This window comes from Streptosporangium sp. NPDC002607 (genome assembly GCF_053592655.1).
Window position 1 is genome coordinate 104,261 of the sequence record NZ_JBSFWD010000014.1, and the last position, 12,961, is coordinate 117,221.

Here is a 12,961-nt window from a genome sequence, read left to right on the forward strand (position 1 = left end):
TCAGGGCCGACACCCTTGGCTCGACAATCAACGGCAAAGCTCTGATCATCGACGTAACCTTCCCGTCCAGATCATGCGAGCCCTGAGGCGTTCCCGCCGGGCGCGGGAAGGATGGCGGGATGGGCACGGGGCGGGCGCGGGTCCGCGTCAGGATCAGGGTCGAGGGGATCGTGCAGGGGGTGGGCTTCCGCCCCCATGTCCACTCCCTGGCCCGGCGGCTGGAGCTGTCGGGATGGGTGGGCAACGACGGCCACGGCGTTTTCATCGAGGCCGAGGGGGTGCCCGGCGACGTCGCGCGGTTCCAGGAGGACCTGCGAGGTCAGGCCCCGCCGCTGGCGGCGATCCACCGCATGACGGCCACCGCGATACCGGCGCGTGGAGAGCGCGGATTCCGCATCGCGGCCAGCCGGGACGGAGATCAGCGGGTCACTCTTATCTCACCTGATGTCGCGACATGTGATGACTGTCTGGGCGAGCTGTTCGACCCCGCCGACCGGCGATACCGCCACCCTTTCGTCAACTGCACCAACTGCGGGCCGAGGTTCACCATCATCCGAGACCTCCCCTACGACCGGCCCGCCACCACGATGGCCGGATTCGCCATGTGCGGGGAGTGCGAGAGGGAGTATCTCGACCCGTCGGACCGCAGGTTCCACGCCCAGCCGATCTGCTGCCCGGCCTGCGGTCCGGTCCTGCGCCTGCTGGACGGCGGCGCTCCCCGCGGCGGCGGTGACGATCCGATCGTGGCGGCGGCGGAGGTGTTGCGGGCGGGCGGCGTCCTGGCGGTCAAGGGGCTCGGCGGGTACCACCTGGCGGTCGACGCGGCGGACGAGGAGGCCGCCAGGACCCTCCGCGCTCGCAAGCGCCGCGAGGACAGACCGTTCGCGATCATGGTTCCCGACCTGCGCGCCGCCCACGCGCTCTGCGAACTGGACGACGAGAGCGAGCGGCTGCTCACCGGCCCGCGGCGTCCGATCGTGCTGCTGCCCCGCCGCTCCGGTGCCGCGCCGGCCGGAGCCGTGGCGCCGGGCGACCGCACCCTCGGCCTCATGCTGCCGTACACGCCGGTGCACCATCTGCTCGCCGCCGAGTTCACCCGGCCGTACGTGCTCACCAGCGGGAACCTTTCCGATGAGCCCATCGCCCACCGCGACGGCGACGCGCTCGTCAGGCTCGCCGGGATCGCGGACGCCTTCCTGACCCACGACCGGCCGATCCACATCCGTGCCGACGACTCCGTGGTCCTCGTCGCGCGAGGGCGGGCGCTACCGCTGCGCAGGTCCCGGGGATACGCCCCGGAGCCACTGCGGCTCTCACCGCCCGCCCGGCGGCCCGTGCTCGCCTGCGGTGCCGAGCTGAAGAGCACGTTCTGCCTCGCGAGGCGGGGGTACGCCTTCGTCTCCCAGCACATGGGCGACCTGGAGAACTACGAGACGCTGCGCTCCTTCACGGAGGGGATCGAACACCTCGGGCGCCTGCTCGGCATCACCCCCGGTCTCGTCGCGCACGACCTCCATCCCGAGTACCTGTCCACCAAGTACGCCCTCGATCTGGAGTCGGTGGACCTGACCGGGGTGCAGCACCACCACGCGCACATCGCCTCCTGCCTGGCCGACAACGCCGAGAGCGGCCCGGTCATCGGGGTGGCCTTCGACGGTCTCGGTTACGGCACCGACGGCACGATCTGGGGTGGCGAGCTCCTGGTGGCCGACCTCGTCGGCTTCACCCGTGCCGGCCGCCTGGCGCCGGTGCCGATGCCCGGCGGTACCGCGGCCATCAGGCAGCCCTGGCGGATGGCGGCCGCCCACCTGGACGCGGCGTACGGTGCCGCGCTCCCCGAGGACCTGCCGGTCAGGACGCGCCACGGCACACGCTGGGACGAGGTGCTCGCCGTGGCCAGAGCGGGGACGAACTCCCCGCTCACCTCCAGCGCAGGTCGCCTGTTCGACGCGGTGGCGGCGATCCTCGGGCTCCGCGACACCGCCGGATACGAGGGACAGGCCGCGATCGCCCTGGAGCAGCGGGCCGACCCCGCCGAGGGCGGCGCCTATCCGGCGCGGATCCTCGACGAGGGGTCGCTCGTGACGATCCAGGTCGCGGATCTGGTCCGTGCGGTCGTCGAGGAGACCCGCGCCGGGGTGGTCCCGGCGCTCGTCTCCGCCCGCTTCCACAACGGGCTCGCCGCCGTCACCGCCGCGGCGTGCGCCAGGATCCGCGAGGGCACCGGGATCGGCACGGTCGCCCTGTCCGGCGGGGTCTTCCAGAACCGCCTGTTGCTTGACCGCCTCGCCGGCGCCCTCGGGTTCGGCGGCTTCCGGGTCCTGACCCACCGCGCCGTACCCCCCAACGACGGCGGCATCAGCTTCGGCCAGGCCGCCGTGGCGGCGGCGCGCGACGTCCTGGGCCGTCCCCGCCCCGGGTCCTGACCAGGGACGCCGCGGAGTCAGGGCCGGTACGTCCCGAAGTACCAGAGGTTGCCCTCCGGGTCCTTGCAGGCGTAATCGCGCGAGCCGTAGTCCTTGTCGGCCAGCCCGCTGGTGACCTCGGCTCCGGCCGCGACGGCCCTGTCGTGGTGGGCGTCGGGGTCGTCCACGGCGATGTAGATCCCCGGGCCGCCGGGCTCGCCCCTACCAGTCATGATCATTCCGGTGCCGACGATCAGCTCACCATGGCCGACGCCCCCGTCGTCGGCCGTGACGAGCTCGTGAACCTCGAATCCGAATGCCTGGACCAGCCAGTCGACGGCCTTGGCGGGGTCGTGGTAGCGGACCAGCGGATACACGGTTCGCATGTTTCCTCCTCCTGTTCGGTGACCACCACGATGTCACCGGCGGGAGGGGCCGGGCTTGGAAAAATCTGACCTGATCATCCGGGGGTGCGCGGCGGCGCGGCCAGCTCGCGGGGGGTGACCCCGGCCATGGCCCTGAAGTCGCGGTTCATGTGGGCCTGGTCGTAGTAGCCGCAGACGGCCGCGGTGTCGGCCAGGGACATGCCGGACCTCAGCCGGCCGGTGGCGTGCTCGAAGCGCAGCACCCTGGCCGCGGCCTTCGGCGCCAGCCCGACCTGGTCGTGGAAGCGGGAGACCAGATGCCGGTGGCTCCACCCCAGCTCGGCGGCCATCGAGGCCACGGACACCGCGCCACGGGTGGCGACCAGGCGGCTCCACGCCCAGCCGACGCGGCGGTCGGGGACCGGCGCGGAGTCGATCCGCTCGCTGAGCGCCTCGTCCAGCAGCGCGAGCCGGGCGGCCCGGCCGGAAGCCTGTGCCAACCGCTCGACCGTGGTCGTGGCCCACGGCCCGAGCACCTCCTCCAGCGACACCACCCGGTTGGTCAGCTCCCGCATGGGCACCCCGAGCAGCCGTCTGGCCCCGAGCGGTGTGAGGTTGACCTGCACCCCCTCGGCGGTTCCGGCCGTGGTGGTGTCGACGTAGGTGTCGTGCAGGCCGCCCGCGAACGACGCCAGCCGCCGGCCTCCCCGCGGCCCGCTCAGCGCGAGCGGCGCGCCGAAACCGAAGATCATCACGACACCGGCGAACGGCGGTTGCCGCCGGGGCACGGGCTCGGCGTAACGCTCGGTGTAGGCCGACAGGTGCGTGACGTACGACCGAAGGAAGGCGCCGGGCTCGCCCTCGACGAAGGTCAGGCCCTCGGCCACCGCTGCGTCGTTCACCCCCCGACCATAACCGCCGCCCACGACAATCCGGCGTCGCGGCCGTGCTGGGAGAGGACGCCCCAGGAGGTGCCCTCTCCGCTTTTCAGGAGGTCAGCCCGGTGTGGTAGGCGAGGAAGGTCAGCTGGTCGGCGGCGAGCTCGATGGTCTTGCTCACCGAACGGGCCCCGTGGCCGGCCTCGATCTCGTTGCGGAGCAGGATCGGCCGGTCACAGGCCTGGGCGTGCTGCAGGGCCGCGCACATCTTCCAGGCGTGCAGCGGATGGACCCGGGTGTCGGACTGGAAGACCGTGAACAACGTCGCCGGGTAGCACTCCCCCTCGCGCACATGGTGGTAGGGGGAGTAGGAGTGCAGCCAGGCGAACTCGTCGGGCTTCTCGGCGGAGCCGTACTCGACGTTCCACGTCGCGCCCAGGCCGAACAGCTCGTAGCGGATCATGTCGAGCAGCGGCGCCGAGCAGACCACCGCGGCGTACAGCTCCGGGCGCTGGGTCAGGGCCGCGCCGACCAGGAGGCCGCCGTTCGAGCCGCCGGAGATGGCCAGTTGCGAGGACGTGGTCACGCCGGTGGCGATCAGGTACTCGGCCGCCGCGTGCAGGTCGTCGAAGACGTTCTGCTTGTGGGAGAGCATCCCGGCCCGGTGCCACTCCTCGCCCTGCTCGCCGCCGCCGCGCAGCTGGGCGATGGCGTACGTGCCGCCCGCCTCGACCCAGCTCAGGATGGACGCCGAGTAGCCGGGGGTCATCGAGAGCCCGAAACCGCCGTAGCCGTACAGGACCGTGGGGCGCGGGCCCTCGGTGCCGGGGCGGGAGATCACCAGCATGTGGACCTCGCTGCCGTCGGCGGAGCGGTAGGTCACCTGCTCGGTGTTGACGGCGGGCACCTCGACGGCACCGGGGGAGGCCGCCCAGAGCGTCGTCTCGCCGGTGCGGGCGTCGTAGCGCTGGATGCTCGGCGGCGTGGTGTTGTCGGTGTAGCCGAACCACGCCTCGTGACCGCCCTCCGGGCGCTCGCTGATGCCGCCGATGGTGCCCAGGCCGGGCGTCGGCACATCTCCGACGCGCTCACCGGTGGCCAGGTCGTGTACCGAGATCTCGCTGATCGCGTGGCGGGTCCAGCCGACGAGCATGACCGGCCGGTCGAGCTCGTCGAGGATCGCGAAGTCCGTCAGCACGGCCTCGGGGTCCTGCGGGATGAGGTCACGCCAGTTCTCGAACCGAGGGTCGGACGGGTCGGTCACGCAGACACGGGCGCGCGGGGCGTCGCGGTCCGTGAAGACGTACAGGCGGCCGTCGCGGCCGAAGTGCAGGGCCGTCTGGGCGTCGACGTCCTGCTGGACGACGACCAGGTCGGGGGAGGAGGGGGAGGAGGTCTCCAGGTCGGCCACCCACAGGTCGTTGCGCGGCGCCGTGCCGCGGGAGGCGGAGATCTGCAGCCAGCGGCCGTCGCGGGAGACCGCCACGCCGTAGTAGTTGGTCTTCTCCAGGCCCTCACCGAAGATCAGGACATCCTCCTCGGTGGAGGTGCCGACCCTGTGCAGGTAGACCCGGCGGTGGAACTGCTCCTCCCCCTCGGGCACCTCGGTGGCGGGCAGTCTGCGCACGTAGTAGAAGGCCTCGCCGCCGGGCAGCCACGCCACGGGGGAGTAGCGGCACCGGTCGATCGGTCCCTCGATGCGGTCGCCGAACGCGACGTCCATCAGGTAGAGGCTCGACTCCTCGTCGCCGCCCACCGAGACCTGGTAGGCGAGCAGGCGGCCCTCCTTGTCGGGCTGCCAGGAGTCGAGGGTGGTCAGCCCGGTCGAGTCGAGCGCCATCGGGTCGAGCAGCGCCCGCTCGGTGCCGCCGGGATCGACGGTGTAGAGCACGGCGTGCTCCTGCTCCGGGGTGCGCCTCATGAAGAACCGCCGCTCCCCGCGCCACGTCGGCGCGCCGACCGAACCGGACCTGAGCAGCTCCGTGATCCGCGCCTTGAAACCCTCGCGCCCGGGGAGGATGTCCAGCTCGGTCTCCAGCAGCCTCTCCTGCCCCACCAGCCAGTCCTTCGTCGCCGGATCGTCCGAATCCTCCAGCCAGCGGTAGGGGTCGGAAACAGGCACTCCGTGGAGCTCCTCGACGAGCTCAACACGGCTGGCTGGAGGATATGGCTGTCGCGTCATGGCAGGAACCCTACGACCTCGGCAGGGCAGAACGCGGGCATTGCGCGACGGGCGTATCTGATCTGCGGCAGGAGGAGTTAAGAACTAGTAATGCGGGCATAAAACGTATCAGGTTTCTCTCCAGTCATTTATGGGTGGCGGGAACCGCGACGCAGAAGCCAAACTTGGTGAAGGACGGTGCCGTGGTGAGCATCCGCTGGGCCGTCCGGCGGAGGTCCTCGTGACGGAAGCGCCCGGGCCCCAGGAGGGGCCGCCAGCCGGGGCACGCGGTGGCGTGCCCCCTCAACTGACACGTCCTGCGGCGGGAGAGGCCCGCTGATGCGCCAGGTCCTGCTCTTGAACGCCACCTACGAACCCCTGACCACCCTGTCCCTGCACCGGGCCGTCGTGCTCGTGCTCAGGGAGAAGGCGGACGTCGTGCACCGTGACGGGCGGGGCGCCGTGTTCCGCTCGGCGAGCCGCACGCTCGACGTTCCTTCGGTGATCAGGCTTCGAAGATATGTCCGGATTCCCTACCGGTCGCGGATTCCGCTGACCCGAACCGCGTTGATGCGTCGGGACGACTACCGATGCGCCTACTGCGGCCAGCGGGCCGAGACCATCGACCATGTCATCCCGCGCTCGCGAGGTGGCCCCCACACCTGGGAGAACTGCGTCGCGTCGTGCACGACGTGCAACCACCGCAAGGCCGATCGCATGCTGGAGGAACTGGGGTGGACGCTCAGCGTCGCCCCGGTGGTGCCACGCGGCGTCCACTGGCGGTTGATCGGCGCGCACATCGTCGGCGACCCCCAGTGGGCGCCCTACCTCGCGGAGAGCGCGGCCTGAGAACGGCGCCGCCGTGCTCGCGCCGCACGGCGCGAGCACGGCGGCATGCCCGTTGGCGCCGGTGATCCCCGATAGGCACAATCATGGTCATGACATGGACCTTCACCTCCGACATCGAGGCATACGCGGGGATGGCGGAGCCGTGGCTGCTGCGGGATCCGGTCCGCAACACCGTCCCTCTCACGGTCCTGCGCGCCGTACGGAGCGGTCTGTGGGGCGATGACGTGCTGCTGGGCAGGCTGGAGCGCGACGACCGGATCGTGGCGACCGCGATCCAGACGCCTCCGCACCCCCTGCTGCTCCCCGATATCCCCGCCGACACCGTGCTCGGCCTCGCCACCGACCTGATCGAGAAGGAGAGGGCGATCCCCGGCGTGACCGGGCCGCTCCCGCTGGCCGAGGCGTTCGCCGCCTCCTGGTGGCGACCCGAGGCCAAGCGCCGCGCGGAACGCCTCTACCGGCTCGACGTGCTGCTTGGCCCGGACCCCGCTCCGCAAGGGGCCTCGCGTGTGGCCGTCGCCGACGACCTCGATCTCCTGGTCCGGTGGGGCGAGGAGTTCCAGGCCGAGGCCGAGGCCGTCGGCCCTGTCGACCTGACCCCGCTGGTGGCCAGCCGGATCGCCAGACGGGAACTGCTCGTGTGGGAGGCGGGCGGGCGGCCCGTCGCGTTCGCCGGGGCCTCCTCGCCCATCGGCGGGATGTCCCGGGTCGGCCCCGTCTACACGCCCGCGGAGTTTCGCCGGAAGGGCTACGGCACCGCGCTCTCGCACGCGGTGAGCGCCAAGGTGCTCACCGAGGGCGCCGAGGAGGTGCTGCTCTTCACGGACCTGTCCAACCCCACGTCCAACTCGATCTACCAGGCGATCGGCTACCGGCCGGTGGCCGACTACGCCTCCATCACCTTCGCCTGACCTTTCTCGGCGCACGTTTCCCGCCCGCCCGGGGAGGCCTCGCGCGAAGAGACAGGACGCCGGCGGCACGGGTGTGCGGCGAGCGAGCCGGGTAACCTTGGCGTCATGCCCCGATACGACTTCCGCTGCCGCGCCTGCGGGTCCACCTTTGAGATCTCCCGTCCGATGGCACGCTCCGGTGAGCCGGCGCTCTGCCCCGACGGCCACGACGACACGGTCAAGCTGCTGTCCACCGTCGCGGTGACCGGCGGCTCCGCGAGTTCCTCGGCCGCGCCCCGGCCCTCCGGCGGCGGCGGTGGCGGGTGTTGCGGCGGCGGCTGCTGCGGCTGACCACATCGGGAGTCTGCCCCCCGGACCGGCCCGGACCGGTCCGGGGTGGCAGCTCGAGATGACCTGACCGCGACCGGTTATGCGGCGCGCTTGCCCTGGAAGGGCAGGAATCCCTCGGCTCGGTGCGGGCGGGCCGGCACGAAGGTGGGTTCGGTGGCGACGATCCGGTCGAACCGGAACGCCCGGATCGCGTGGCGCATGCGGCACATGCCGACGAGATACCAGTATTCGCGGTGGACCATGCAGGTCACCGGGTCGACGTCACGGACTGTGATCCGTCCGGAGACGTCACGGTAGTGGAGGCGGATGACGAGGCCTGAGGTGATGGCGTTGGCGATCGTCCGGGCGCGGTCGGCGATCGGGGCGGGCATCGGCTCGGTGAGGGTCGTCAGGGTGGTGGCGACGACGTCGTCGTCGATCTCCATCTGCTCGAACGCATGACGCAGGCCGCTGCGAGCGGCGCCTGCCTGCGGACTCGACCCCAGATGCGCCATCGACAGGGCGAGGGCGGCGATCTCGGCGGCTGTCAGCGGGGTGGTGAGCTTCATGACGCTAGTCATACCCAGATAATACGTCCGAGCACTGACATTTTTTCGAACCTCCTATCGGGTAAGGCATCTCTACCCGATAGGAAGCCCAGGTCAGCGTGACAGCTGTGACAGGTCGCGCGAGGCACCGGTGGAGGCGGAGGTGGTAAGCGCGGCGTACGCCTGCAGCGCGGCGCTCACCGGGCGCTGGCGCGTCCGCGGCCGGTAACCGCCCAGGTCGGCCAGGAGCTTCTCCCGGCGGGCGGCCAGTTCCTCCTCGGAGACCTTCAGCTCGATCGAGCGGCCGGGGATGTCGATCGTGACGAGGTCGCCGTTCTCGACGAGCGCGATGATGCCGCCCTCGGCCGCCTCGGGGGAGGCGTGACCGATGGACAGTCCGCTCGTGCCGCCGGAGAAACGGCCGTCGGTGACCAGCGCGCAGTCCTTGCCCAGCCCCTTGCCCTTGAGGAAGGAGGTGGGGTACAGCATCTCCTGCATGCCGGGCCCGCCCTTCGGCCCCTCGTAGCGGATCACCACGACGTCGCCGGCCTTGACCTTGTTGTTGAGGATGCCCTCGACCGCGTCGTCCTGCGACTCGAAGACCACCGCGGGGCCCTCGAACCTCCAGATCGACTCGTCGACCCCGGCGGTCTTGACGATGCAGCCCTCGGTGGCGATGTTGCCGTAGAGGACGGCCAGGCCGCCGTCGCGGGTGTAGGCGTGCTCGATGTCACGCACGCAGCCCTCGGACCGGTCGAGGTCCAGCTCCTCCCAGCGGGCGCCCTGGGAGAAGGGCTTCACGGTGCGGGCGTTGCCGGGGCCCGCGTGCCACAGCTCAAGGGCCTCGGGCAGCGCACGCGGCGACTGCGGGTCCCAGGCGTCGAGGTAGTCGCCCAGGGTGCCGCCGTTGACCGTGTAGGCGTCGCGGTGGAGCAGACCGCCCCGGTCGAGCTCGCCCAGGATCGCCGGGATGCCGCCGGCGCGGTGGACGTCCTCGACGTGGTACTTCGCGGTGGCGGGGGCGACCTTGCACAGGCAGGGCACCCGCAGTGAGATCTCGTTGATCTCCTTCAGCCCGAAGTCGACCTGGGCCTCGCGGGCCGCGGCGAGGATGTGCAGGATCGTGTTGGTCGAGCCGCCCATCGCCACGTCCAGCGCCATGGCGTTCTCGAACGCGTCCTTGGTCGCGATGGCGCGCGGCAGGACCGTCTCGTCGTCCTGCTCGTAGTAGCGGCGGGTGATCTCCACGAGCCGGCGTCCGGCGTCTTCGAACAGCTTCCTGCGTGCCTTGTGCGTGGCCAGGATCGTGCCGTTGCCCGGGAGCGCGAGGCCGATGGCCTCGGCGAGGCAGTTCATCGAGTTGGCGGTGAACATGCCGCTGCACGAACCACAGGTCGGGCAGGCGTTCTCCTCCATCTCCAGCAGCTCCGCGTCGGAGACGGCGTCGTTGGCCGCGGCGATCATCGGGTCGATCAGGTCGAGCTTCCCGTTGGGGGTCTTGCCCGCCTCCATCGGACCGCCGGAGACGAAGACCGTGGGGATGTTCAGCCGGAAGGCGGCGAGCAGCATGCCCGGAGTGATCTTGTCGCAGTTGGAGACGCAGATCAGCGCGTCGGCACAGTGCGCGTTGACCATGTACTCGACCGCGTCCGCGATCAGTTCGCGGCTGGGCAGCGAGTACAGCATGCCGCCGTGACCCATCGCGATGCCGTCGTCGACCGCGATCGTGTTGAACTCGCGAGGGATCGCCCCCGCCTCGCGGATCGCGCCGGCCACGACGTCGCCGACCTCGCGCAGGTGGACGTGCCCAGGGACGAACTGGGTGAAGCTGTTGGCCACCGCGATGATCGGTTTCCCGAAGTCCTCGCCGGCCACGCCCGTCGCCCGGAGTAGGGCCCGGGCCCCGGCCATGTTCCTGCCGTGAGTGACCGTACGAGACCTGAGGGCGGGCATGAGGCTTCTCCCATCATCGAAACCGTGGTCTATGAATGGTACGGCCACCGCTCAGCGCGTGAGACGACTGCCCATGCCATGAGACATCGGGTTCGTGACCACAGGTTCCGCGAACACCGCCGCTTCGCGGACACCGTGTGGGAGAGCCGGTGAGGACGGCCGAGGTCAGTTCTCCGGGTAGCGCGCGGGCAGGACCTGCGCGGCGACCTCGTAGATTCTGTCGATCTCGGTGTCGGTGAGTGAGCGCTCCCGCTTGGTGATCCATTTACGGACACGACTGCCGTCGAATACGTCGACCTCGCGGACGTTGAGGACCTTCCAGGGGATGGCCGGGCCGTAGATCGCCAGGGACGGCACGATCGCGATCTCACGGCCGAGCTCCGCACCGATCAGCTCGGCGGCCTGGGACGCCTCCCAGCGCGCCTCGTCGAGACGGGGCTTCTGGTTGAACGGGCCGTGGAACAGCTTGCGGTGCGACTGGACGCGGACGGGCAGGCGCTTGTCCCACTTCTCGGAGTCGACCGCGTAGACACCGGTGGGACCCACGACCAGGTGGTCGATCTGGGCCTCGCTGCCGGGGATCGCGCGGGCGTGCAGGGTGCGGTAGCCCCCGCGCTCCAGCCGTTTCAACTGCATCTCCGTCCGCCGTTCCGCGACCGAGGAGCGCCGCCAGGCGGGCACCGACGAGTTGGAACGGGCGTGAAGCGCCGTGTCGACGATCGCGGCCACCACGGCGGCGGTGAAGCCCAGCTGCCAGCTGGCCAGCAGGATGGCCGCGAGCACGCCCACACCGACCGCGACGAGAACGCGTCGGCGCAGGTGGCGGTACTTGGGGTGATCGAGCAGGCTGCGCAGCGCGGCGCGCTCGACGGGTGCGTACGTAGACGCTGGTGCGGTGGGTCGAGACGTCGGCCGATCCTCGGCCTGTCGGTCACTGACCCAAATCGGTGACGTAGTGTTACCGTCTTCTGGTACCTGACCGGAATCCACGTAACTCACGGTAGCTGACGTCCTCGGGGGGTGCCTAGTATTGCGTATCTCATACTTTTGTGACCGCCGTCACCCGCTTGGCGCTGCTATGAACCGGGTATCTACGGGCTTCCACTCTGGATAACCGCGCGCTCTGCGCCTACTGTGCGGGGCGTGGCTCACATTCACGATCTTAACGCTCTGGAGCAGGCGGCAGCCGTGCGGCGCAGGGAGGTCTCGCCCGTCGAGATCACCGAGCACTACCTCGACCGGATCGCCCGCCTGGACCCCCAGATCGGCGCGTACGTAACGGTGACCCCCGAACTCGCCCTGGAGCAGGCGCACAAGGTCGAGGCGAGGGTGCTCGCCGGAGACGATCCTTCGCCCCTGGCCGGGGTGCCGATCCCGATCAAGGACCTCAACCTCGTCAAGGGCGTGCCGATCCACTTCGGTTCGGCCACCTACGAGGACTTCGTCGCGCCGGTGGACGACAGCGTGGTCGAGCGGCTCAGGGACGCCGGGACGATCATGCTCGGCAAGACCGCGACGCCCGAGTTCGGGCTGCCGTGCTACACCGAGACCGCCGTCTCGGCGCCCAGCCGCACCCCGTGGGATCTCTCCCGGTCGGCCGGCGGGTCCAGCGGCGGCGCGGCGGCGGCGGTCGCCGCGGGCCTGGCCCCCGCCGCGCAGGGCAGCGACGGCGCCGGGTCGATCCGCATCCCCGCCTCGGTCTGCGGGCTGTTCGGTATCAAGCCCTCCCGGGGCAGGATCAGCTTCGCACCGATAGTTCCCGACCTGGCCGGCCTGTCGACCAACGGCCCGATCACCAGAACCGTCGCCGACGCCGCCGCGCTGCTCGACGTGATGGCCCACCACAATCCCGGCGACCTCTATCACGCGCCGCCGCCGGAACTCGGCTCCTTCCACGCGTACGTGGGCCGCGACCCCGGTCGCCTGCGGATCGCCCGCTACGCCGAGCCGCTGGTCCCCGGCGTCGTGGTGGACCCCGAGGTGCTCGCCGCCTACGAGCACGCCTCGGCGGAACTGGCGGCACTCGGACACGAGGTGGTCGACATCGCCCCGCCGTTCGGGCCGGACACGGTGCCGCAGTTCGTGACGCTCTGGTACGCGTTCTCGTGCATGCACCCGGTCGATCTGACCAAGCAGGACAGGCTCCGGCCGCTGACCGCCTGGCTGCGCGAGCGCGGCTTCGCCACCCCGGCCCCCGACTTCCTGCAGGCCCAGTCGGCGCTGCAGCTTGCCACCCGGTTCGGCCTGCTGGCGACCGACCCATTCGACGCGGTGCTCACCCCGACCGTGACGCAACCGCCCAGGCCCGTGGGCTGGTTCGAGGACGTCGAGGGCCCCGAGGAGACCTTCGAGCGGATGAAGCGGTTCGCCGCCTTCCCCGCCGTCTACAACGTCAGCGGCCAGCCCGCGGTCAACCTGCCGCTGCACTGGAGCGCGGACGGCCTCCCGATCGGCGTGATGCTGGCCGGCAGGTTCGGCGGCGAGGGCACCCTGATCTCCGTGTCGTCGCAGATCGAGGCCGCTCGCGGGGGTTTCTGGGGTGAGCGCAGGCCCACCACCTGGTAGTCCTCGACGGGCCGTCG

11 protein-coding genes are annotated in these 12,961 nt (G+C 70.8%); 5 read left to right on the plus strand and 6 right to left on the minus strand.

Features of this window, described 5'->3' with window-relative positions; translation table 11 throughout:
* The first annotated feature begins 119 nt into the window (after nt 1-119).
* Entirely contained in the window at nt 120-2,426 is a 2,307-nt protein-coding gene (gene hypF / locus ACWD3H_RS18170) for a carbamoyltransferase HypF (protein WP_451955775.1), read from the plus strand.
* A gap of 17 nt (nt 2,427-2,443) precedes the next feature.
* On the opposite strand, the gene ACWD3H_RS18175 is transcribed toward hypF, so the two are convergent.
* The 3 genes from ACWD3H_RS18175 to ACWD3H_RS18185 all read right to left on the minus strand — a co-directional run bounded on the left by ACWD3H_RS18175 (nt 2,444) and on the right by ACWD3H_RS18185 (nt 5,830).
* A complete protein-coding gene (locus ACWD3H_RS18175) occupies nt 2,444-2,791 on the minus strand; it encodes a VOC family protein (RefSeq protein ID WP_451955776.1) in 348 nt (115 codons plus the stop codon).
* 74 nt (nt 2,792-2,865) lie between these two features.
* On the minus strand, nt 2,866-3,672 hold the full coding sequence (locus ACWD3H_RS18180) for a helix-turn-helix domain-containing protein (protein WP_451955777.1): 807 nt from the start codon (nt 3,670-3,672) through the stop codon (nt 2,866-2,868).
* 85 nt (nt 3,673-3,757) lie between these two features.
* Nucleotides 3,758-5,830 (minus strand): prolyl oligopeptidase family serine peptidase, encoded by a 2,073-nt coding sequence (locus tag ACWD3H_RS18185; RefSeq protein ID WP_451955778.1) that lies wholly within the window; start codon nt 5,828-5,830, stop codon nt 3,758-3,760.
* Between the two features lie 318 nt (nt 5,831-6,148).
* Here ACWD3H_RS18185 and ACWD3H_RS18190 point away from each other — a divergent pair, with 318 nt between their 5' ends.
* From ACWD3H_RS18190 to ACWD3H_RS18200, 3 genes are all read left to right on the plus strand, one after another.
* Nucleotides 6,149-6,658, plus strand: a complete 510-nt coding sequence (locus ACWD3H_RS18190; RefSeq protein WP_030917850.1) for an HNH endonuclease — start codon at nt 6,149-6,151, stop codon at nt 6,656-6,658.
* An 89-nt stretch (nt 6,659-6,747) separates the two neighbouring features.
* A complete protein-coding gene (locus tag ACWD3H_RS18195; protein WP_355554703.1) occupies nt 6,748-7,569 on the plus strand; it encodes a GNAT family N-acetyltransferase in 822 nt (273 codons plus the stop codon).
* Between the two features lie 105 nt (nt 7,570-7,674).
* Nucleotides 7,675-7,899 carry an FmdB family zinc ribbon protein gene (locus tag ACWD3H_RS18200; RefSeq protein ID WP_355554701.1) on the plus strand — a complete coding sequence of 75 codons (225 nt, stop codon included), beginning with the start codon at nt 7,675-7,677 and terminating at the stop codon, nt 7,897-7,899.
* Nucleotides 7,900-7,976: 77 nt separating this feature from the next.
* On the opposite strand, the gene ACWD3H_RS18205 is transcribed toward ACWD3H_RS18200, so the two are convergent.
* The 3 genes from ACWD3H_RS18205 to ACWD3H_RS18215 form a co-directional block, all read right to left on the minus strand.
* On the minus strand, nt 7,977-8,459 hold the full coding sequence (locus ACWD3H_RS18205; protein WP_350929730.1) for a helix-turn-helix transcriptional regulator: 483 nt from the start codon (nt 8,457-8,459) through the stop codon (nt 7,977-7,979).
* Between the two features lie 81 nt (nt 8,460-8,540).
* Nucleotides 8,541-10,379, minus strand: a complete 1,839-nt coding sequence (ilvD, locus tag ACWD3H_RS18210) for a dihydroxy-acid dehydratase (RefSeq protein ID WP_355554698.1) — start codon at nt 10,377-10,379, stop codon at nt 8,541-8,543.
* A gap of 165 nt (nt 10,380-10,544) precedes the next feature.
* Nucleotides 10,545-11,162 carry a nuclease-related domain-containing protein gene (locus ACWD3H_RS18215; RefSeq protein ID WP_355554696.1) on the minus strand — a complete coding sequence of 206 codons (618 nt, stop codon included), beginning with the start codon at nt 11,160-11,162 and terminating at the stop codon, nt 10,545-10,547.
* 360 nt (nt 11,163-11,522) lie between these two features.
* Here ACWD3H_RS18215 and ACWD3H_RS18220 point away from each other — a divergent pair, with 360 nt between their 5' ends.
* Nucleotides 11,523-12,944 (plus strand): amidase, encoded by a 1,422-nt coding sequence (locus tag ACWD3H_RS18220; protein ID WP_451955779.1) that lies wholly within the window; start codon nt 11,523-11,525, stop codon nt 12,942-12,944.
* Nucleotides 12,945-12,961 lie beyond the last annotated feature (17 nt).

Excerpts from the sequence above, each read along its gene's own strand:
- hypF (WP_451955775.1), top strand. The coding sequence starts at position 120 with ATGGGCACGGGGCGGGCGCGGGTCCGCGTCAGGATCAGGGTCGAGGGG.
- ACWD3H_RS18175 (WP_451955776.1), bottom strand. The coding sequence starts at position 2,791 with ATGCGAACCGTGTATCCGCTGGTCCGCTACCACGACCCCGCCAAGGCC.
- ACWD3H_RS18185 (WP_451955778.1), bottom strand. The coding sequence starts at position 5,830 with ATGACGCGACAGCCATATCCTCCAGCCAGCCGTGTTGAGCTCGTCGAG.
- ACWD3H_RS18190 (WP_030917850.1), top strand. The coding sequence starts at position 6,149 with ATGCGCCAGGTCCTGCTCTTGAACGCCACCTACGAACCCCTGACCACC.
- ACWD3H_RS18195 (WP_355554703.1), top strand. The coding sequence starts at position 6,748 with ATGACATGGACCTTCACCTCCGACATCGAGGCATACGCGGGGATGGCG.
- ACWD3H_RS18200 (WP_355554701.1), top strand. The coding sequence starts at position 7,675 with ATGCCCCGATACGACTTCCGCTGCCGCGCCTGCGGGTCCACCTTTGAG.
- ACWD3H_RS18205 (WP_350929730.1), bottom strand. The coding sequence starts at position 8,459 with ATGACTAGCGTCATGAAGCTCACCACCCCGCTGACAGCCGCCGAGATC.
- ilvD (WP_355554698.1), bottom strand. The coding sequence starts at position 10,379 with ATGCCCGCCCTCAGGTCTCGTACGGTCACTCACGGCAGGAACATGGCC.